Source organism: Halomonas pelophila, from assembly GCF_040196315.1.
GTDB classification, from domain to species: domain Bacteria; phylum Pseudomonadota; class Gammaproteobacteria; order Pseudomonadales; family Halomonadaceae; genus Halomonas; species Halomonas pelophila.
Genome location: NZ_JBEGCI010000003.1, coordinates 48043 through 67697 on the forward strand (window position 1 = coordinate 48043; position 19655 = coordinate 67697).

19 protein-coding genes are annotated in these 19655 nt (G+C 67.1%); 16 read left to right on the forward strand and 3 right to left on the reverse strand.

Going from position 1 to position 19655, the window contains the following annotated elements; translation table 11 throughout:
- Positions 1–55: 55 nt before the first annotated feature.
- Positions 56–457 carry a VOC family protein gene (locus tag ABE957_RS03665; protein ID WP_349757333.1) on the reverse strand — a complete coding sequence of 134 codons (402 nt, stop codon included), beginning with the start codon at positions 455–457 and terminating at the stop codon, positions 56–58.
- A gap of 39 nt (positions 458–496) precedes the next feature.
- On the opposite strand from ABE957_RS03665, the gene ABE957_RS03670 reads away from it, so the two are divergent.
- The 13 genes from ABE957_RS03670 (at position 497) to ABE957_RS03730 (ending at position 16002) form a co-directional block, all read left to right on the forward strand.
- A complete protein-coding gene (locus ABE957_RS03670) occupies positions 497–1135 on the forward strand; it encodes a class I SAM-dependent methyltransferase (protein WP_349757334.1) in 639 nt (212 codons plus the stop codon).
- 169 nt (positions 1136–1304) lie between these two features.
- Positions 1305–2714 carry an MFS transporter gene (locus ABE957_RS03675; RefSeq protein WP_349757335.1) on the forward strand — a complete coding sequence of 470 codons (1410 nt, stop codon included), beginning with the start codon at positions 1305–1307 and terminating at the stop codon, positions 2712–2714.
- A 169-nt stretch (positions 2715–2883) separates the two neighbouring features.
- A complete protein-coding gene (locus ABE957_RS03680) occupies positions 2884–4695 on the forward strand; it encodes an acyl-CoA dehydrogenase (protein WP_349757336.1) in 1812 nt (603 codons plus the stop codon).
- Positions 4696–4761: 66 nt separating this feature from the next.
- Positions 4762–6393 carry an acyl-CoA synthetase gene (locus ABE957_RS03685; RefSeq protein ID WP_349757337.1) on the forward strand — a complete coding sequence of 544 codons (1632 nt, stop codon included), beginning with the start codon at positions 4762–4764 and terminating at the stop codon, positions 6391–6393.
- 42 nt (positions 6394–6435) lie between these two features.
- Positions 6436–7284, forward strand: coding sequence for a 3-hydroxybutyryl-CoA dehydrogenase (locus ABE957_RS03690; RefSeq protein WP_349757338.1), 849 nt, complete (start codon positions 6436–6438; stop codon positions 7282–7284).
- A gap of 321 nt (positions 7285–7605) precedes the next feature.
- A complete protein-coding gene (locus ABE957_RS03695) occupies positions 7606–8379 on the forward strand; it encodes an enoyl-CoA hydratase-related protein (protein ID WP_349757339.1) in 774 nt (257 codons plus the stop codon).
- Positions 8380–8921: 542 nt separating this feature from the next.
- A complete protein-coding gene (locus ABE957_RS03700; protein WP_349757340.1) occupies positions 8922–10121 on the forward strand; it encodes an NAD(P)/FAD-dependent oxidoreductase in 1200 nt (399 codons plus the stop codon).
- A 17-nt stretch (positions 10122–10138) separates the two neighbouring features.
- Positions 10139–10552: a helical membrane plugin domain-containing protein gene (locus ABE957_RS03705; protein WP_349757341.1), complete on the forward strand. Its 414-nt coding sequence runs from the start codon at positions 10139–10141 to the stop codon at positions 10550–10552.
- Positions 10553–11065: 513 nt separating this feature from the next.
- Positions 11066–11485 (forward strand): D-ribose pyranase, encoded by a 420-nt coding sequence (rbsD, locus tag ABE957_RS03710; protein ID WP_349757342.1) that lies wholly within the window; start codon positions 11066–11068, stop codon positions 11483–11485.
- Positions 11482–13014 carry a sugar ABC transporter ATP-binding protein gene (locus ABE957_RS03715; RefSeq protein ID WP_349757343.1) on the forward strand — a complete coding sequence of 511 codons (1533 nt, stop codon included), beginning with the start codon at positions 11482–11484 and terminating at the stop codon, positions 13012–13014. Before rbsD ends, ABE957_RS03715 begins: the two co-directional genes overlap by 4 nt.
- Before the next feature lie 6 nt (positions 13015–13020).
- Complete coding sequence (gene rbsC, locus ABE957_RS03720) at positions 13021–13986, forward strand: ribose ABC transporter permease (protein WP_349757344.1); 966 nt, start codon at positions 13021–13023, stop codon at positions 13984–13986.
- 51 nt (positions 13987–14037) lie between these two features.
- Positions 14038–14925 carry a ribose ABC transporter substrate-binding protein RbsB gene (gene rbsB, locus ABE957_RS03725; protein WP_349757345.1) on the forward strand — a complete coding sequence of 296 codons (888 nt, stop codon included), beginning with the start codon at positions 14038–14040 and terminating at the stop codon, positions 14923–14925.
- A gap of 33 nt (positions 14926–14958) precedes the next feature.
- Positions 14959–16002 (forward strand): LacI family DNA-binding transcriptional regulator, encoded by a 1044-nt coding sequence (locus tag ABE957_RS03730; protein ID WP_349757346.1) that lies wholly within the window; start codon positions 14959–14961, stop codon positions 16000–16002.
- On the opposite strand, the gene ABE957_RS03735 is transcribed toward ABE957_RS03730, so the two are convergent.
- Both ABE957_RS03735 and ABE957_RS03740 read right to left on the reverse strand, forming a co-directional pair.
- Complete coding sequence (locus ABE957_RS03735) at positions 15983–16738, reverse strand: Mut7-C RNAse domain-containing protein (protein ID WP_349757347.1); 756 nt, start codon at positions 16736–16738, stop codon at positions 15983–15985. The two genes, ABE957_RS03730 and ABE957_RS03735, sit on opposite strands and share 20 nt — an antisense overlap.
- Before the next feature lie 35 nt (positions 16739–16773).
- On the reverse strand, positions 16774–17655 hold the full coding sequence (locus ABE957_RS03740; protein ID WP_349757348.1) for a DMT family transporter: 882 nt from the start codon (positions 17653–17655) through the stop codon (positions 16774–16776).
- A gap of 234 nt (positions 17656–17889) precedes the next feature.
- Here ABE957_RS03740 and ABE957_RS03745 point away from each other — a divergent pair, with 234 nt between their 5' ends.
- The 3 genes from ABE957_RS03745 (at position 17890) to ABE957_RS03755 (ending at position 19523) form a co-directional block, all read left to right on the forward strand.
- On the forward strand, positions 17890–18228 hold the full coding sequence (locus ABE957_RS03745; RefSeq protein WP_349757349.1) for a hypothetical protein: 339 nt from the start codon (positions 17890–17892) through the stop codon (positions 18226–18228).
- 105 nt (positions 18229–18333) lie between these two features.
- The gene (locus ABE957_RS03750) at positions 18334–18552 is read left to right on the forward strand and encodes a GDCCVxC domain-containing (seleno)protein (RefSeq protein ID WP_349757350.1); all 219 of its coding nucleotides are present in this window, start codon (positions 18334–18336) and stop codon (positions 18550–18552) included.
- A 125-nt stretch (positions 18553–18677) separates the two neighbouring features.
- Complete coding sequence (locus tag ABE957_RS03755; RefSeq protein WP_349757351.1) at positions 18678–19523, forward strand: MOSC domain-containing protein; 846 nt, start codon at positions 18678–18680, stop codon at positions 19521–19523.
- The last annotated feature ends 132 nt before the right edge of the window (positions 19524–19655 follow it).

Sequence of the window (19655 nt, forward strand, 5' to 3'; positions counted from 1 at the left end):
CAATGATACCGCTCGAGGTCAACAATGCCACCAGGCCGACCCTGTCAGCGGGGTGTCAGTGCCCCTCGGCAGGCTGGGGCTTCACGGGGCGGCTGATCTCGATGAGGTTGCCATCGGGGTCGCGCAGGTAGAGCGAGGCGAGCTCGCCGACGGCGCCCTGGCGCGGTACCGGGCCGAGCTCCACCTCCACGTCCAGCGCCTCCAGATGGCGCTGCACCTCGTCCAGCGGCAGCAGGCTGCGCACGCAGAGATCCAGGCTGCCGGGCGTCGGCGTGGCGGCCCGGGGCGTGATGTCGGTGGCGGTCCAGTGCAGGCGCAGGGCCATGTCGCCCAGCATCAGGTCGACGCGTTCACGGTCGCGGTAGCGGACCTCGAGCCCGAGGACGCGGGAGTAGAAGTCCACGGCGCGGGAAATGTCGGTCACGGTGATGACCAGGTGGTCCAGACCTGACAGCATGCATGTCTCCTCGGAATGATGGCCTGGCAAGAGAATACGATGATGCTGATCTGTCCGCTATGCGCGTCGGTCGATACCGCGCCCTTTCACCGCGATGCACGGCGTGACTACCAGCGCTGCGGGCGCTGTGCGCTGGTCTTCGTGCCGCCGGCGCAGCGCCTCGATGCCGCGGCGGAACGAGCGGTCTACGACCAGCACGAGAACTCCCCCGACGACCCGGGCTATCGGCGCTTTCTCACGCGGATGTACGACCCGCTGCGCGAGAGGCTCGCCCCGGGCGCGCGGGGGCTCGACTTCGGCGCGGGACCGGGACCGACCCTCTCGGTGATGTTCGAGGAGGCCGGCCATCCGATGGCCATCTATGATCCCTTCTACGCGCCGGATGCCTCGGTGCTCGAGGGTCGCTACGACTTCATCACCGCCACCGAGGTGGTGGAGCATCTCTTTTCCCCCGGCGAGGAGCTCGAGCGGCTGGTCGAGCGGCTCGAACCCGGCGGCTGGCTGGGGCTGATGACCAAGCGCGTCACGAGTCCCGAGGCCTTCGCCGGCTGGCACTACATCCTCGATCCCACCCACGTCTGCTTCTTCAGCGAGGCGACCTTTACCTGGTTCGCACGGCGCCACGATCTTGAGCTGCATTTTCCCGCCAGCGACGTGGTATTGCTGCAGCGGGGGTAACCGGGCTTCTTTCGATAACGTGTCGTTATCATAAGGAAAAAAGCCTTGAATCGGCCTCGATAAGGGGATTGGCGGCGCTCGGCGCCGAGCGTATATTCGTTCTTGCAAGTGCTTGCTGCGCGGCCGCGGCGGCGCCTTTCCCACACCGTTCGTTTCGAGATCCTTGCCCATGTCCCGGCAGCTGCTGCTCATGGCCCTGGCACCCTTGCTGGGGCTCTTCATTCTAGGGATCGGCAACGGTTTCCTGGCCACCGTGATCACCCTGCGCCTGGACGCTGCCGGCGAGTCGCCGGTGGTGATCGGCTGGGTCTCCTCCGCCTACTTTATCGGCCTGGCGCTGGGCGCCATGCTCAACGACCGGCTGCTGCTGCGCATCGGCCATATCCGCGCCTACGGCAGTTTCGCCTCGCTGGTGGCGGTCACCGTGCTGCTGCAGGGCCTGGTGTCCGAGCCCTGGGCCTGGTTCGCGCTGCGCCTGATCGGTGGCTGGGCCACGGTGGGGGTGTATCTGGTCATCGAGAGCTGGCTGCTGGCCTCCGGCGATGCCCGGGTACGTGGCCGCCTGCTGGCGCTCTACATGATCGCGCTCTACGCCGCCGGCGTGCTCGGTCAGCTGCTGCTGGGCGTCACCGAGGCCATGGGCGGACCGGCGTCGTTCATGGTGATCGGCCTGCTGGCCTCGCTCTCGGTGTTGCCCATGGCGATGATCCCGCGCGTCTCGCCGCTGATCGAGAAGGCCGAGCCGCTCTCCCCGCTGCGCCTGATCACCCTGACCCCCACCGGGGTGATGGGCAGCTTCGGCTCGGGGCTGATGGTGGCGGCGGTCTACTCCCTGCTGCCGCTCTACCTGCAGCGCACCGGCCTCTCGGTCGACCGGGTCGGCCAGATGATGGCGGTGGTGGTGCTCGGCGCCATGCTGCTGCAGTACCCGGTGGGCCGCTGGTCGGATCGCCACGACCGTCAGCTGGTGCTGATCCTGATCGGTGCCTTCTGCACCCTGATCTCGGCGGCCATCCTGTGGCTGCCGATCCACCAGGGGATCCTGGCCGGCCTGCTGTTCCTTCTCGGCGGCGGCGTCTTCTCGCTCTATCCGGTGGCGGTGGGCCATGCGGCCGACCGGGCGCCGGCCGGCGCCCTGGTGCGCATGAGCCAGGGCCTGCTGCTGATCAATGCCATCGGCTCGGCGGTGAGCCCGCCGCTGATCTCCCCGGTGATGGGTCTGCTGGGCGATGCCGGCCTGTTCTGGGCCTTCGGCGCCGTCGGCGTCTTCCTGGTGGCCTTCTTCGGCTGGCGGCGCAGCGTGCGTCCGGCGCCGGTGCCGGTGGCGCCGTTCTCCGCCTCCACGCCGATGTCCTCGGCGGGTGCCGAGCTGGCCGTGACCGAGGAGTGGGTGCAGGGTGCCCGGGAGCACGAGCACGTGGAGGATCTCTCCGGGGCCGTGGCCGAGGTCGAGGTGGCAGAAGCCCTGATGGGCCCGCCGCCGCAGGACGAGCCGCACATCGTCTACTACGACGATGAGGCGGAACCAGAGGAGGCGCCGGCCGCCGATGAGCCGCCGCCGGCCCCTGTGCGCTCCTGACGCCTGGCCTTCGATGAACCGCCGAGCCCGCAGCCATGCCGCGGGCTCGCGCGTTGTCGCGGACGCGAACGGTGAGAGAGCGATCGCTCATGGGATCGACCTTGGGCTAATGGCCAACGAAAAGTAGGGAATCTACTATCGTTGCTATCATTTTTCCCAGAGGTGCTCCATGACCCCCTATGCTGCCCCCGTCCGTGACTTCCGCTTCGTGCTGGAGGAACTGCTCGAGCACGGCTCGCTGACCCTGCCCGGTTTCGAGGAGGCCAGCCCCGACCTGGTCGAGGCGGTGCTCGAGGAGGCGGCGAAACTCGCCGGCGACGTCTGGGCCCCGCTCAATGCCAGCGGCGACCGCCAGGGCTGCACCCGCGGGCAGGACGGCTCGGTGAGCGTGCCCGATGGCTTCATCGAGGCCTACCAGGCCTATGTCGAGGGCGGCTGGAACGGCATCGGCGTGTCCGAGGCGCTGGGCGGGCAGGGGCTGCCCGAGGTGGTCGCCAGCTCGGTGCAGGAGATGCTGCACGGCGCCAACATGTCCCTCGGGCTCTGCCCGATGCTCACCGCAGGCGCCATCGAGGCGCTGGCCCACCACGGCAGCGAGGAGCAGAAGGCCACCTACCTGCCGAAGCTGGTCGAGGGCACCTGGACCGGCACCATGAACCTCACCGAGCCCCAGGCCGGCTCCGATCTCTCCAAGGTACGTACTCGCGCGGTGCCATGCCCCAAGGGCGAGGGCGACTACTACCGGCTCAGCGGGCAGAAGATCTATATCACCTGGGGCGAGCACGACGCCGCCGAGAACATCCTGCACCTGGTGCTGGCGCGCACGCCGGACGCCCCCGAAGGCAACAAGGGTATCTCGCTTTTCCTGGTGCCCAAGTACCTGGTCGACGACGACGGGTCGCTCGGTGAGCGCAACGACGTCACCTGCGCCTCCATCGAGCACAAGCTCGGCATCCACGGCTCGCCGACCTGCACCCTGAGTTTCGGCGAGAACGCCGGCGCCATCGGCTACCTGGTGGGCGAGCAGGGGCGTGGCCTCAACCACATGTTCACCATGATGAACGAGGCGCGCCACAAGGTGGGCGTGCAGGGCATCGGCGTGGCCGAGCGGGCCTGCCAGCACGCCTTCGCCTACGCCCTGGACCGGGTGCAGGGCAGGCGCCCGCCGCACCGCGGCGGGGGTGAGTGCGCCATTAGTGATCACCTGGACGTGCGGCGCATGCTGCTCTCCATGCGCGCGCGCACCGATGCGCTGCGCGCGCTGGCGCTCTACTGCGCCGCCCAGCTCGATGTGGCGCGCCATGCCGCCGAGGAGGGCGAGCGCGAGGCCGCCCAGGCGCGGGCCGAGGTGCTGATCCCGGTGGTCAAGGCCTTCTCCACCGATCAGGCCGTGGAGATCGCCTCGCTCGGCGTACAGGTGCACGGCGGCATGGGCTTCATCGAGGAGACCGGCGCCGCCCAGCTGCTGCGCGACGCGCGCATCGCGCCGATCTACGAGGGCACCAACGGCATTCAGGCGCTGGATCTGGCCGGGCGCAAGCTGCAGCGCGACGGCGGCCGGGCGCTGGGCGGGCTGATCGACGAAGTGGAAGGCACCGCCCGGGCGCTCTGTGCCGCGCCCAGGCTGGCGCCGCTCGGCGAGGCGCTGGCCGCCGGCGCCGCCGATCTCACCGCGGCGCTGGCCGTGCTGCTGGAGCAGGGCAGCGATCATGAGCGCGGGCCCGACGCCATCCAGGCCTACGCCACGCCCTTCCTGAGCCTCGCCGGCCACGTGCTCTGCGCCTGGCAGATGGGGCGCTCGGCGCTGGCGGCCACCGCTGCCCGCCAGGCCGGCAGCCAGGACCCCTTCTATGCCACCAAGCTGCAGAGCGCCGACTTCGTCCTTCGCCAGTGGCTGCCCGAGGGGCGCGCCCAGCGCGCGGTGATCGAGGCCGGCATGGAGAGCCTCGTCGCCTTCGAGCCCGGCGCCCATCAAGTCTGAGTAGTGAGCCTCTCCGTCGCCGGCGCCACGCTGGCGACGGCCCTCCGGATATCCGTGGAGACCATCATGACCCAGAGCATCTTCGAGCAGGGCCTGCCCCAGACGCCGGCCAACCACGTGGCGCTCTCGCCGCTGACCTTCATCGAGCGCAGCGCCAGCGTCTATCCGGACTACCCGGCGGTGGTGCACGGCGAGATCCGCCGCAGCTGGGCCGAGACCTGGGAGCGCTGCCGGCGCCTCGCCTCGGCGCTGGAGAAGCACGGCATCCAGCCCGGCCAGACCGTGGCGGCCATGCTGCCCAACGTGCCGGCGATGTTCGAGGCGCACTTCGGCGTGCCCCTGGCGGGCTGCGTGCTCAACACCCTGAACATCCGCCTGGACGCCGAGGCCATCGCCTACATGCTCGAGCATGGCGAGGCCAGGGCCGTGCTGGTCGATCCCGAATTCGCGGACGTGATCGAGGCCGCGGTGGCCGGGCTTGCGCACAAGCCGCTGCTGATCGACGTCGACGATGCGCTCTTCGAGGGCGAGGCGCGCCGCATCGGCGAGGTGGAGTACGAGGCGCTGCTGGCGAGCGGCGATCCGGACTACACCTACACGCTGCCCCAGGACGAGTGGCAGGCGATCTCGCTCAACTACACCTCCGGCACCACCGGCAAGCCCAAGGGCGTGGTCTACCACCACCGCGGCGCCTACCTGAACGCGGTGAGCAATATCCTCGAGTGGGCCATGCCGCACCACCCCGTCTACCTGTGGACGCTGCCGATGTTCCACTGCAACGGCTGGTGCTTCCCCTGGACCATCGCCGCCCGGGCCGGCGTCAGCGTCTGCCTGCGCCGGGTCGACCCGCAGCGGATCATGGACCTGCTCGCCGACGAGGGAGTGACCCACTTCAGCGGCGCGCCCATCGTGCTCAACGGCCTGGTCAACCTGCCCGAGGAGCAGAAGCGCGACTTCGACCACCCGGTGAAGGTCACCACCGCCGGCGCCGCGCCGCCCGCCTCGGTGATCGCCGGGGTCGAGCAGCTCGGCATCGAGGTGACCCATGTCTACGGTCTGACCGAGGTCTACGGCCCGGTGACCGTGTGCGCCTGGCGCGAGGCCTGGGACGAGCTGCCCCTGGAGCAGCGCGCCCGGATCAAGTCCCGCCAGGGCGTGCGCTACCACATGCTCGAGGCGCTCTGCGTGGCCGACCCGACCACCATGGAGCCGGTGCCCAAGGACGGCGAGACCATCGGCGAGATCCTGATGCGCGGCAACAACGTCATGAAGGGTTATTTGAAGAACGAGGCGGCCACCGAGCAGGCGCTGGAGGGCGGCTGGTACCATACCGGCGACCTGGCGGTCTGGCATCCGGACGGTTACCTGGAGATCAAGGACCGCTCGAAGGACATCATCATCTCCGGCGGCGAGAACATCTCCACCATCGAGGTGGAGGATGCCGTCTATTCGCATCCGGCGGTGGAGGAGGCCGCGGTGGTGGCCAAGCCCGACGAGAAGTGGGGCGAGACGCCCTGCGCCTTCGTCAAGCTCAAGGTGGGTTACGGCGAGGTCACCGAGCAGGAGATCATCGAGCACTGCCGCAAGCACCTGGCCCGCTTCAAGGTGCCCAAGACCGTGATCTTCACCGAACTGCCCAAGACCTCCACCGGCAAGATCCAGAAGTTCGTGCTGCGCGAAGAAGCCAGGAATCAATAGGTTGTCAGAACCAACCGGATCAACGGAATCAAGGAGAGAACAATGAGTGAACAACCCATCGGCGTGGTCGGCGCCGGTACCATGGGCCAGGGCATCGCCCAGGTGCTGGCGGCGAGCGGGTTCGAGGTCAAGCTCTATGACGTGGCCGACGAGCAGCTCGGCCGCGCCACGGCGGCCATCGACAAGGGGCTTGGCAAGCTGGTGGCCAAGGAGAAGCTCAGTGATGCCGACAAGTCGGCCGCCATGGCGCGCCTGGATACCACCACCGCGCTCGACGCGCTGCGCGAGTGCGAGGTGATCATCGAGGCCGCCCCCGAGCAGCCGGCGCTCAAGGAGAAGCTGTTTCGCGACCTGAGTCGCCTCACTCACGATGCGATTCTGGCCTCCAACACCTCCTCGCTGTCGCTGACGCGCCTGGCGGGCGTCTGCGAGCGCCCCGAGCGGGTGGTCGGCATGCACTTCTTCAACCCGGTGCCGGTGCTGAAGCTCGTCGAGGTGATTCGCGCCGAGCAGACCAGTGACGCCACCGTGGCGCGCATCGAGGCGCTGACCGAGGCGCTGGGCAAGACCGCCGTGCCGGTGGGCGACTCCCCGGGCTTCGCGGTGAATCGCCTGCTGGTGCCGATGATCAACGAGGCGGCGTTCCTGGTGCAGGAGGGCGCGGCCACTCCCGAGGCCATCGACCAGGCGATGAAGCTCGGCGCCGCCCATCCCATGGGGCCGCTGGCGCTCGCCGACCTGATCGGCCTGGACGTCTGCCTGTCGATCATGGAGGTGCTGCAGGAGGGCTTCGGCGATCCCAAGTACCGCCCCTGCCCGCTGCTTCGGCGCATGGTCGATGCCGGCTACCTGGGGCGCAAGAGTGGTCGCGGCTTCCATATCTACGAGTGACCCTCTGGGGCTTTGCCGGCGACAGGCTATCGAGCAGGCGCTGTGAATACCTCCCTGTACGCTACCGACGCCCTGCGGCGCTCTCGCGTCCCGCTTCGCTTGCAGGACCGGTGCTGGCCATCCCTGGCCAGCCCGTTCGGAGGAATCCTCCTCACCCATGGCGTAGGACCTGCTCTTCAGCCTGTCCCCGGCGCCCCTTTCGTCACGGATGACCAGCCCCGACAAAAGAGGGGATTGCCGCCCAACCAAGCGTTCGCTAGGGTTGGGCGGTCTGCTGTCAATAACGCCTTCCCCCTCAACAACAATCCCAGGAGCCTTTCCATGAGCGAGACCCTGATCGAGGTCGCCGATAACGCCGGCGTCGTACGCCTGACCATCAGCCGCCCCAAGGCGCTGAACGCCCTGAACAGCGCCGTGCTAAGCGAGCTGGCCGGCGTGCTGGACGACCTGGAGCAGCGCGACGACCTGCGCGCCGTGCTGATCACCGGGGCTGGCGAGAAGTCCTTCGTCGCCGGCGCCGACATCGCCGAGATGCGCGACAAGACCCCGGAGCAGGCGCGCGCCTTCGCCGGCCAGGCGCTGAAGACCATCAAGCGCCTGGAGACCCTGCCGGTGCCAGTGGTCGCGCTGGTCAACGGCTTCTGCCTGGGCGGCGGCTGCGAGCTGGCCCTGGCCTGCGACTGGGCGGTGGCGAGCGACAACGCCATCTTCGGCCAGCCCGAGGTGCTGCTCGGCGTGATCCCCGGCTTCGGCGGCACCCAGCGCCTGCCGCGCCGCGTCGGCCCGGCCATGGCCATCGACCTGGTGACCACCGGGCGCAAGATCGATGCCAATGAGGCGCTGCGTATCGGCCTGGTCAACCGCGTGATGCCCCAGGCCGAGCTCGAGGCCTACGCCGAGGAGCTCACCAAGCAGCTCGGCGGCAACGGCCCCGAGGCCGTTCGCGGCGCCAAGCAGGCGGTGCACGACGGCCTGGACCAGGACCTGGACAGCGCGCTCGCGCTCGAGACCAGCCTGTTCGCGCTGTGCTTCGCCGGCGAGGAGCAGCGCGAGGGCATGAGCGCCTTCGTCGAGAAGCGCAAGCCGAACTTCTGATCCCGCTGCCTCTGTCCTGAAACCGCGCGGCCGTGGCCTTCCTGCCACGGCCGCGTTGTTTGTCGAGCGCATCTCCCACCGCTACCCGCGGTAGATGATCATCCTCGCCTACGACCTCCTCTCCCACCAGCCGGATGGCGTGCTCGAGGTTGCCCTCGAGGTATCGTCGATTTTTGCACTGCTTCTTCGAGTCCGATCCAGGGGCTCGATGACACCCCATAAATTCGAGTGCGAGCTCAGAGCGTCTTTCCCCAACCTTGCCATTTTTTAGCCCCCTTTGCCGATTTTACGCAGCCTGATTGTCGGCTTTCGCCGTTTCGGGAGCCGCCGGACCGGTATCGAGTTAGGCATCCTAAGCAAGTTGCTTAGTAAACCTCTCTTTACAGCCAACCTGCGGCGTTCCTATTCTTTCGGTTAAATCTCGCTGCTCGCACATGAATGTTTTTTTGAGGGCATGGCTGAAATGCTGGCTAGATAATTTAGCGAGCAGGAAGCAGTAGGTTTATGCGTGATGGTGTTAATGGCTTATTGAAGGAATGATCATGTCTGCTCCAAAAAAACGTATTCTCGTTGTTGGCGGTGGGATCGGTGGGACCATGACCGCGAATCATCTGGTCGCAAAGTTTTATCCTGAAATTCTCAAGGATGAAATCGAGATCATGATGCTCTCGAATTCGCCCGACCATGTTTACAAGCCGGCCAACATGTACGTGGCCTTCAACAGCTATCATCCGCATGAACTGGTTCGCAAGCAGCGCTCGCTGTTGCGGCCCGAGATTGTCTTTCATGTGGATGGAGTCGAAAGTTTCGAATTCGATAAAAGCCGCGTCTCCTGTGAGAGCGGCAAGCGCTACGATTATGAGTATCTCGTCATTTCAACTGGCTGTATCCCGGCGCCAGAACGTATCGAAGGTTTGAAGGAGGCCGGAGATCATTTTTATCAGACGAGGCCGGCCCAGCAACTCGCCAAGAAGTTAAGCAGCATTAACGAGGGGCGTATCTTTATCACCGTGAATTTCCCGAAGACGCCCAATGTCCCCCACCAATGTGGCATCGCGCCGATCGAAACCACCTTGATGCTTGATGAATATCTGCGTAAGCGCGGTGTGCGCGATCGCGTGGAGATCATATATAGCTACCCGACAGTTTCTCAGCTGTTGCGCAACTGCCTTTTCCTGCAGAAGCCGACCTGCGAGATATTGCCCGGCATTTTTGATAGCAAGAACATCAAGTATCAACGTGGCTTCACCCTGGACAAGGTCGATCCCGAGTCCAAGATAGCCTATTCGGAGGAGGGGGCTTCTCAGGAGTTTGATATCCTGATGGCGACGCCGCCTATCCGGGCGGTTGATGCCGTACTTAATTCAGGTAAATCACAAGCACAGAATAATGAAGGCTGGCTGCCCACCGACTTCGAGACGTTGAAGATGTACGGTACCGATAACGTCTATGTCATGGGAGATACCGTTGACTTGCCTGTGAGTAAGGCAGGCGGCTCATGTCATAACCAGTCGCCCATCATCGTGGAAAATATCGCCTCGGAAATCCGTCGTGGGTATACCTCTGCTATCTATGACGGGAAGGTTCAGGCAATCGCTCAGATGGGATTGGAGGCCGGCATGCCGCTCTGGTACGACTACAAGAGCGATGTTCAGGTCGCGCCACCTACCAAGCTGGGGGGCTTGATGCGAAAAACGTTTAATCGCGGAATTTATTGGGCCGTTGCACGTGGCATGGTTTGATTAACCAGGAGACTTTCATGTCTGATCAAGAGCAGTTGGCCATGGGCTTGGAGAAACTCACATCCGAGACGGCCCTTAATGACGATGCCACTATCGACGGCCTCAAGGCCTTGATTGATAAGGCAGCACCATTAGTTCAGGCTGGCCGGTTGAACAATATCATTGATCTGTTATCGGTCATCTCGGACAACATCGAGTTTCTGGACGAAGCGGCATTGGAAAAGACCACCAAGGTGGGTGAGGAGGTCCTGGCCCTGGGCTGGACAACTGGCAATGCCATGCGCATGGCGAATGCCCAGACCCAAGCCCTGGACAAGCCGCCGGGTCTGTTCCAATTGATGAGTTCCCTGAAGGATCCGGATGTGCGCCGTTCCTTGCATTTTCTTATCGGGACGATGCGCATCATCGGCAGGCAGATGAAACACGATTGAGCCTCTCGTGCCCCAGGCCGCCTGGACGCTCGCGTCAGCGCGATGGGGTGCTCGAGGTCGGCCTGGGATCCCAAGATGCCCCCAGAGCCACCATGGCCGTGCAGCGCAAGGCGACTGCGCGGCCTTGAGCGGCAAGCTGGTCATGTAGCGCAGTCCTTGGCGCGACGAACCGAGCGTTACTGCGGCGCGCGGTATGCGTTCAGGCGAGTGGGCAGGCGAGTGTGTAGGCGAGTGGGACAGGGATCTGCCGACATGAGAAACCTCCTCCTGTTGTCAGTCACGCTGACTCCAGTCGTTCTATATTCAGCGAATACGATGTAACTTCAATCCTTGGCATGGGAGCTCAGGGGGATCGCGCCCCTGAGGAGAGGGTGAAGAGGTGTCGCCGGGTCCGGCCGTGGCGCAATCGCCACGGCCGTCTTGCGTTGGGCATAGACTTATGGATAATCGCGACCGCAAACGTTTGCGTCCTACGCTGAAGCTCATTATCGCGATACCTCGCCTGGATGTGTCATGAAACGCCACGGCCTTCTCAATGCCCCCCTCGCCACGCTCATCGCCGAGCTTGGTCATACCGACACCTTCGTGATCGCCGATGCCGGGCTGCCGATTCCGCCGGGCGTGCCCCGGGTCGATCTGGCGCTGCGCCCGGGCCTGCCCGGTTTCCTTGAGGTGTTCGATGCGCTGACCGACGAGCTCTGCCTGGAGGGGGTGACCCTGGCCAGCGAGCTTCGCGAGGTGAGCCCCGACCTGCATGGCAAGCTCATGGCGCGCCTCGATGCCCTGGACGGCCGGGACAAGGGCCCTCTGGAGCGCCAGCGGGTTTCCCACGAGGCCTTCAAGGGCCTGCTGCCCGCGGCGCGCTTCGTGGTGCGCACCGGCGAGTGCACGCCCTACGCTAACGTCGTGCTGCGCAGCGGGGTGCCGTTTTGACTTCCACGGAGAACCCGATCGAGGCCGCGCTGCCGCGCATGGCGCTGCAGGGCATCGGCAAGTCGTTCGGCGCGGTCACCGTGCTGCAGGACGTCGATCTCGATCTCTATGCCGGTCACGTGCTGGCGCTGGCCGGCGAGAACGGGGCCGGCAAGTCGACCCTGATGAAGGTGCTGAGCGGCGTCCACCAGGCCGACGCCGGGGCGATCCGCCTGCATGGGAAAGAGGTGCGCTTCACCACCCCGCGCCAGGCCATGGATGCCGGCATCGCCATCATCCACCAGGAGCTCAACCTGGTGCCGACCCTCTCCGCCGGCGAGAACATCTTCCTGGGTCGTGAGCCGCTCACCGCCTGGGGCAGCGTCGACTGGCGGCGCCTCTTCCGCGAGGCGGCCGCGCTGCTCGAGGAGCTCGAGCAGCCCATCGACCCCCGCGCGCCGGTCTCGCAGCTGAGCATCGGCCAGCAGCAGATGGTCGAGATCGCCCGAGCGCTCTCGCTGGATGCCGAGATCATCGTCATGGACGAGCCCACCGATGCGCTGACCGACGTCGAGACGGCGGTGCTCGAGCGGGTCGTCGCCACCCTGCGCGCCGCCGGCAAGTCGCTGGTGCTGATCACCCACCGCTTGGCCGAGATCTTTCGCATGTGCGACGACGTGGCCGTGCTGCGCGACGGCCGCCTGGTGCATCAGGGGCCGACGGCGGAGTCCAACGAGGATCGGCTGATCCAGCAGATGGTCGGCCGGGAGCTCGCCGACCGCTATCCCTACGAGCCGCCCGAGGCCGGCGACGTGGTGCTCGAGGTCGAGCACCTGGTGGCGCCGGGCGTCGATGATGTCTCGTTCACCGCCCGCGCCGGCGAGGTGCTGGGCTTCGGCGGCCTGATGGGCGCCGGGCGCACCGAGATGTGCCGCGCCCTGTGCGGCGACGTGGCGCGCCGCGCCGGCCGGGTCAAGGTCAAGGGGCGCGAGGTGCGCTTCAGCTCCCCCCAGCAGGGCCTGAAGGCCGGACTGGTCTACGTGCCCGAGGATCGCAAGCAGTCGGGCCTGGTGCTCGAGCACTCGGTGGCCGACAACATGTCGCTGACCGCGCTGCCGGCCTTCTGCGGCCCGCTGGGCGTCATCCGCCACGGTCGCGAGACCGTCGCCATCGACCACTACATCGAGGCCTTCCGCATCAAGCTGAGCGACCCTCGCCAGCCCGTGAAGACCCTCTCCGGCGGCAACCAGCAGAAGGTTTCGCTGGCCAAGGCGCTGATGCCCGAGCCCGAGATCGTGATCCTCGATGAGCCCACGCGCGGGGTCGACGTCGGCGCCAAGCGTGAGATCTATCTGTTGATCAACCGGCTCAAGCGCGAGGGCAAGTGCGTCCTGCTGATCTCCTCGGAGATGCCGGAACTGATCGGCCTGTCCGATCGCATCCTCGTGCTGGCCAACGGGCATATCAGCGGCGAATTCGACCGCGATGAGGCCACCCAGGAAAAGATCATGACCGCGGCGGCACATGTCGCCACGCCGATGGAGACTTGAGAGACCATGACTGCTATCCCCATGAAGCGATCGGCGGTGCGCCTGCTGATCGATAACAAGGCCTTTCTGGCCCTCGTGCTGCTGGTCGTGGTCAGTGCCGCCATGAGCGACAACTTCCTGACCGGGGACAACCTGCTCAACGTCCTGAGACAGACCAGCATCAACGCCATCATCGCGATGGGCGTGACCTTCGTGATCCTGACCGCCGGCATCGACCTCTCGGTGGGCGCCGTGCTGGCCTTGAGCGGCGCCTTCGCCGCCTCGATGACCGCCTCGGGGCTCGCCCCCTGGATCAGCGTGCCCGGCTCCATTGCCGCCGGCGCGGCGATGGGCATGGTGTCGGGGCTGTTCGTGGCCTTCGGCCGCATCCAGGCCTTCGTGGTCACCCTGGTCGCCATGACCGTGGTGCGCGGGGCGACCCTGGTCTACACCGACGGCCGGCCGATCTCGATCGGTGGCGGCGACGTCGCCGATGCCTTCTGGCAGCTCGGCGGCGGCTACTGGATGGGCATCCCGATTCCCATCTACCTGATGTTCTTCGTCTTCGTGCTCTGCTGGGCCGTGCTGCACCACACCCGCTTCGGCCGCCACGTCTATGCCGTTGGCGGCAACGAGCAGGTCGCGCGGCTGTCGGGCATCAACGTCAACCGCATCAAGGTCAGCGTCTACGCCATCGCCGGGGGCTGTGCCGCCCTGGCCGGTGTGGTGCTGACCGCGCGCCTGGGCTCGGCCCAGCCCACCGCCGGCATGACCTACGAGCTCGACGCCATCGCCGCGGTGGTGATCGGCGGCACCAGCCTGATGGGCGGACGCGGGCGCATCTTCGGCACCCTGGTCGGGGCGCTGGTGATCGGGGTGCTCAACAACGCCCTGAACATCCTCGGCGTCTCGTCCTACTTCCAGATGATCGCCAAGGGCGCGGTCATCCTGCTGGCGGTATTGATCGACAGCCGCTCGCAGTCCTCGTCCTGAGCTCGCGCTGAGCCCGGACACTCGACAACAAGACCTCAGGAGCCTTGCCACATGAAAAAGCTGATCCTGGCCACCGCCGTGGCCGCCACAATGGGCCTCGGAACCGCCCAGAACGCCATGGCCGACCGTATCGCCCTGGTGATCTCGACGCTCAACAACCCCTTCTTCGTGACCCTGCAGGAGGGCGCCCAGGCCCAGGCGGAGGCGCTCGGCCATGAGCTGATCGTGCTCGATTCGAGCAACGACGCCGCGCGCGAGCTCTCCAACGTCGAGGACGCCCTGTCGCGCGACATCGACGTGCTGCTGATCAACCCCACCGACTCCGACGCCGTGGTCTCCGGGGTGCGCACCGCCAATGCCCGCAACGTGCCGGTCATCACCCTGGATCGTAGCGCCAACGGCGGCAACGTGGTCTCGCACATCGCCTCCGACAACGTGGCGGGCGGCGAGATGGCCGGTGAGTTCATCATCGAGCAGCTCGGCGGCGAAGGGCAGGTCGTGCAGCTCGAGGGCGTGCCCGGCGCCTCGGCGACGCGCAACCGCGGCGAGGGCTTCATGAACGCCATCGAGATGATGGACAGCATCGAGCTGGTGGCCACCCAGCCGGCCAACTTCAACCGCAGCGAAGGCCTCAACGTCATGGAGAACCTGCTCCAGGCGCACCAGGGCATCGACGCGGTGTTCGCCCAGAACGACGAGATGGCCCTCGGCGCCCAGCGCGCGCTGCAGGCGAGCGGGCTCGACGACGTCGTGCTGGTCGGCTTCGACGGCACCGACGACGGCATCCAGGCCGTCAACGACGGCAAGATGAGCGCCACCATCGCCCAGCAGCCGGCGCGTATCGGCGAGTTCGGCGTGACCGCCGCCGACCGCCTGCTCAAGAGCGAGAGCGTGGAGGCCAACGTGCCGGTGCCGCTGCAGCTGGTGACCCAGGAATAACGCCGGTGACCCAGGCGTAATGGCGGCCAAGCCATGATTCGTCTCAAGGACGTCGCCCGGCAGTCGGGCGTGTCGGTGACCACGGTGTCCCACGTGGTCAACGGCACGCGGCGCGTTGCCCCCGCCACCCAGGTGCGGGTGCAGCGCGCCATCGCCGAGCTCGGCTATCGCCCCGACAGCATCGCCCGGGCCTTGAAGTCGAACCGCAGCCGCACCATCGGCATGATCGTGACGGCCGCCAACAACCCCTTCTTCGCCGAGATCATCCGCGGCGTCGAGGATCACTGCTTCGCCCACGGCTACAGCCTGATGCTGTGCAACACCGGCGATGCCGATACGCGGCAGCTCTCCTACCTGCAGGCCCTGCGCGACAAGCGCGTCGACGGCCTGATCGTGATGACCGCCCATAGCGGGCCCGAATTCCTGGCGGCGCTGGCGCGCCAGCCGCTGCCCACCGTGCTGATGGATGCCGACCCGACCAGCGGCGAGGACATCGCCGTGGTCAACGACGATTCTCGCCTGGGCGCGCGGCTCGCCATCGAGCATCTGCTGGCGCGGGGCCTGACCGACATCGCCCTGCTGACCGGGCCCGAGTCGCATCCGCGTTCCCGCGAGCGCCTGGCCGGTGCCCTGGAAACGCTGGAGGAGGCGGGGCTTCACCCGCCCGCATCGCGCATCGTCGCCACCAACCTGATGGCCGACGGCGGCCATGAGGCCATGCAGCGGCTGCTCTCAGAGGCGTCGCCTCCCCAGGCGCTGTTCGCCTTCAACGACCTGGTGGCGATCGGCGCCATGCGCGCGGCCCGCGAGCACGGGCTCCGGCTGCCCGACGAGCTGTCGGTGGTCGGCTACGACGACATCGAGCTGGGGCGCTATCTCACCCCGGCGCTGACCACCGTGCACCAGCCGGTCTACGAGCTGGGGGCGATGGCCAGCGCCCAGCTGATCGAGCGCCTGGAGCGCGGCCGGCCCCTGCAGCCGGTGCTGCAGCTCGATCCGCGCCTGGTCGTGAGAGAGTCGGTGAGAGAGTCGGAGCGAGAGTCGGTGCGCGATTCGATCAGGGCTCATTCTCCCTGAGGTGACGCCGCCTGAGGCGCTCCACCAGTGCTTGCATCCGCGAGACGTGGCTGCCGTGCCAGTAGAGATGGCCGCACGCCTCGCACTCGAGAAACGTCTCCGCGTAGCGTCGCGTCAGCGGCTCCAACCGGTCGATCACCGAGGCCTTGTCGACGCTCGCCAGCCGGCCGTTGCAGCGCGTGCAGCGGGTGAAGGGGGCGAAGGCCGGGGCGAGGTCGAATTCGTCGCATACTTCCTCGACCTGACGCCAGGGATCGGTGTGCCGCACCCAGTGGGCGAGACGGATGCGCTTGCGCTTGAGCAGGGACCGGTCGCGGGTCAGCACCACGCGGGCCTCCTGCTCGGCGATGGCGGCCAGTTCGGCGTCGCCGATGTCGGGGCGGTAGTGGCAGTCGAAGCCGAGCAGGCGCAGGTAGCGGGCCAGTCGGCCGAGGTGGGCATCCAGCACGAAGCGCGGGCACGCCGGGGGAGCAGGGCGCAGGTGGCGCGCCGCTCGCGGGGCGCTGGGCCAGGGGTAGACTTCGACCCGCTCGCCGCCGGCCAGGCAGTGCTCGAAGCCCACCGAGGCGCCATCGACCAGGATGACGTCGACCTCGGTATGGGGCACGCCCAGCGACTCGATCAGGTCCTTGATCGCCGCCCGCCGCGTGGCGGCAAGCGTCAGCGTCCGGCCGCGGCGGGCGGGCGGCAGGAAGTCGTTCAGCCGGTCATGGAAACGGATCTCGGCGGCGGCCATGGCGTCTCTCGCCGGCGGGTGGGTGCTCGCTCAGTCTAGGCCAGCGCCCGACGCCCAAGCTGGATCATCCGCGTGGCGATGGCGGTTCCCGCCAGGGTGATCGCCATGCCGGCGAGGACCTGCAGGCTGAGCCCCTCGTCGAGCAGCAGGTAGCCCCACAGCAGGGCGCTGACCGGCACCAGGAAGGTGACGGTGGAGGTCGCGGTGGCCCCGGCGCTCGCGATCAGGCCGAAGTTGAGCAGGAAGGCCAGCGCGGTGCTGAGCACCGCGAGCGCCAGGCCATTGCCCCAGGCCAGGCCGCTGATCGGCTCCGCCGGCCACAGCAGCAGCCCGGGCACCAGCAGGATCAACGCCGAGGCGCTGGTGCTGCCGGCCGCCAGCACCCGCACCGGCAGATGGGCGAGGTGGCTCCTGGCGTAGTTGCCGGCCACGCCGTAGCAGAAGGTCGCGCCCAGCACGGCGAGGATGAACCAGCCATCGCCGCCCAGCGCGAAGTCGAGCCGGTCGGCCGAGAGCACATAGACGCCGAACAGCGCCATGGCGAGCCCCAGGTACTGCTGACGCTGTATCGGGGTGGCGAAGAACAGCGCCCCGAGCAGCGCGGTGAAGATCGGCGTGGTGGCATTGATCAGCGAGGTGAAGCCCGCCTCCAGCCGAGTGGTGGCGAGCGCCAGCAGCGAGAAGGGCAGCACGTGGTTGATCAGGCCCAGTAGGAAGAGCCTGCCCCAGTGTTCCCGCACCAGGCGCAGGTAGTGAACGCTGAGCAGCAGCGGCACCAGCAGCAGCGCCCCGACGCCCATGCGCAGCAGGATCAGCGGCACGGGGCCGAACTCGGGCACCGCCACGCGCATGAAGATGAACGACATGCCCCACAGCGTGGAGAGCAGGATCAGGCGCAGGGTATCGGCCGCTGACATTCGACGTCCTTGAGGTAGCGGAAAGGCGATGCTGAGAAAGCTAAGTCCATTGAACAGCAGGTTACGGTGATGGCGAGCAAAGCGAAAGCGGCCCTGTCCAAGAGTGTCCAGCATCCCCTCCAGGGCGTAACATAGCCGATTTCGCTTCCTGGCCGGTCGGCCCGATCCCTGCTGGATGGACCTGCCCCCCCTTATTGGTAAACTGGCCGCATGTGTGTGGCTTACGGAGAGACGATGGAAACAGAACTTAGCGAATTCGAACAGGTGATGCGTCGCCATATCGATGACTTCATGAGCCCCAAGCAGGGCGACAAGAAACGCAGTGGCACGACGGCTGCCTCGCCCATGGCCGACCCGGTTCCCAAGGCGCCCCGCAGCAAGGCCGCCGGCGCGCCTAAGACCGGCCACCTGGTCAAGCTGGCGGTGCGCACCAAGCCGCTGGAGATGGATACCGTGTTCGAGCATGCCTCCACCAGCATCTCGAAGATCGAGGCCCAGCTCGAGGCCGAGAAGGCCGCCAAGAAGGCGGGCTATCCGATCATCGGCTACGTGATCGAGACCCAGCGCCTCTGAGGCCATCCCGCGATACGCTCGGCGGCTCCCGATAGCAGATAGATGCCGGCCTCATGGTTGCTATGCTGAGGACTCCAGCCTTCTATCCCTGCGAGGAGTCCGGCGATGACGGAGATCGTCAAGACATCGACCCTGACCTGCCCGGAGTGCGGCCATCGCAAGACCGAGACGATGCCCACCGACGCCTGCCAGTATTTCTACGAGTGCGAGCAGTGCCATCGCCTGCTGATGCCCGCGGCGGGCGACTGCTGCGTCTTCTGCTCCTACGGCGACGTGCCCTGTCCGCCGGTCCAGCAGGAGTCGGGCTGCTGCGGCGGCGAGTAGCCATTGAATGAGCGCCTGAGTTCGCGTGTGCCCCAGGCAAGGCGTGACGATCCCCCGCCGGTCGGTGCTATGCCCGGGGGCGACGACACGGCACGATAGGGGCCCATCGTCGCGAGGAACGACCCGTGAAGATCACCCAGCTCACCATCTACCCCGTGAAGTCGCTGCGCGGCATTCCCCTCGAGCGCGCCGAGCTGACCGAGCGCGGCCTGGCCCATGACCGGCAATGGATGGTGGTCGACGACATCGGCCGTTTCGTCACCCAGCGCCAGCTCCCCGGCATGGCCTGTATCGGCGTGCGCCTGACCGACGAGGCGCTGGTGCTCGAGCACCCGGCCGCCGCGCCGCTGGTCATCCCCCTCGAGCGTTCGGACCAGCCGCGCCTGCCGGTCTACGTCTGGGACGACCTGTGCCAGGCGCTGGACGAGGGCGCCCACGCCGCCGCCTGGCTCGGCGACGTGCTAGGCGACTTCAAGGGCAGCGGCCTGCGCCTGGTGCGCTTCGCCCCGGACCAGCGTCGCGACGTGGAGCCGCACTTCCTGGCCTCCGGCGAGCGGGCCCACACCGCCTTCGCCGACGGCTACCCCTTCCTGGTGGCCTCCGAGGGCTCGCTCGCCGAGGTCAACCGCCGCCTGCAGGCCAAGGGCCTCGCCCCGGTGCCCATGGCGCGCTTCCGGCCCAGCATCGTGGTGGATGCTGCCGAGCCCTTCGCCGAGGACGGCTGGGACGAGCTGACCCTCCATGAGGGGGCGGTGCGCCTCGGCCTGCGCAAGCCCTGCCAGCGCTGCAAGATCACCACCGTCGACCAGGTGAGCGGCGAGATCGCCGTGCCCGGCGAGCCGCTGCGCACCCTGGTGGAGATGAACACCCGCCTCGCCCCGGGCGGCTATTTCGGCCAGAACGCCATCCTGCTGGCCGGCGAGGGGCGCACGCTCGCCGTCGGCGATGCCCTGGCGCCGAGCCCAGGGTAAGTCGGCAGTAAGCCGCCCGGCCCCGATGCCGTTTTCGGGGCCGGGCTATACTCCGAATACGGGCGGGCAACGTGACGTCCGCTGGTTCCCATCGACGCCCTCAGCCCGCCTGCCTCTGCTCCCATCGGGGGA

What these genes read in the sequence shown, in the direction of transcription:
- ABE957_RS03665 (WP_349757333.1), bottom strand. Translation starts at nt 457, where the DNA reads ATGCTGTCAGGTCTGGACCACCTGGTCATCACCGTGACCGACATTTCC.
- ABE957_RS03670 (WP_349757334.1), top strand. Translation starts at nt 497, where the DNA reads ATGATGCTGATCTGTCCGCTATGCGCGTCGGTCGATACCGCGCCCTTT.
- ABE957_RS03675 (WP_349757335.1), top strand. Translation starts at nt 1,305, where the DNA reads ATGTCCCGGCAGCTGCTGCTCATGGCCCTGGCACCCTTGCTGGGGCTC.
- ABE957_RS03680 (WP_349757336.1), top strand. Translation starts at nt 2,884, where the DNA reads ATGACCCCCTATGCTGCCCCCGTCCGTGACTTCCGCTTCGTGCTGGAG.
- ABE957_RS03685 (WP_349757337.1), top strand. Translation starts at nt 4,762, where the DNA reads ATGACCCAGAGCATCTTCGAGCAGGGCCTGCCCCAGACGCCGGCCAAC.
- ABE957_RS03690 (WP_349757338.1), top strand. Translation starts at nt 6,436, where the DNA reads ATGAGTGAACAACCCATCGGCGTGGTCGGCGCCGGTACCATGGGCCAG.
- ABE957_RS03695 (WP_349757339.1), top strand. Translation starts at nt 7,606, where the DNA reads ATGAGCGAGACCCTGATCGAGGTCGCCGATAACGCCGGCGTCGTACGC.
- ABE957_RS03700 (WP_349757340.1), top strand. Translation starts at nt 8,922, where the DNA reads ATGTCTGCTCCAAAAAAACGTATTCTCGTTGTTGGCGGTGGGATCGGT.
- ABE957_RS03705 (WP_349757341.1), top strand. Translation starts at nt 10,139, where the DNA reads ATGTCTGATCAAGAGCAGTTGGCCATGGGCTTGGAGAAACTCACATCC.
- rbsD (WP_349757342.1), top strand. Translation starts at nt 11,066, where the DNA reads ATGAAACGCCACGGCCTTCTCAATGCCCCCCTCGCCACGCTCATCGCC.
- rbsC (WP_349757344.1), top strand. Translation starts at nt 13,021, where the DNA reads ATGACTGCTATCCCCATGAAGCGATCGGCGGTGCGCCTGCTGATCGAT.
- rbsB (WP_349757345.1), top strand. Translation starts at nt 14,038, where the DNA reads ATGAAAAAGCTGATCCTGGCCACCGCCGTGGCCGCCACAATGGGCCTC.
- ABE957_RS03730 (WP_349757346.1), top strand. Translation starts at nt 14,959, where the DNA reads ATGATTCGTCTCAAGGACGTCGCCCGGCAGTCGGGCGTGTCGGTGACC.
- ABE957_RS03735 (WP_349757347.1), bottom strand. Translation starts at nt 16,738, where the DNA reads ATGGCCGCCGCCGAGATCCGTTTCCATGACCGGCTGAACGACTTCCTG.
- ABE957_RS03740 (WP_349757348.1), bottom strand. Translation starts at nt 17,655, where the DNA reads ATGTCAGCGGCCGATACCCTGCGCCTGATCCTGCTCTCCACGCTGTGG.
- ABE957_RS03745 (WP_349757349.1), top strand. Translation starts at nt 17,890, where the DNA reads ATGGAAACAGAACTTAGCGAATTCGAACAGGTGATGCGTCGCCATATC.
- ABE957_RS03750 (WP_349757350.1), top strand. Translation starts at nt 18,334, where the DNA reads ATGACGGAGATCGTCAAGACATCGACCCTGACCTGCCCGGAGTGCGGC.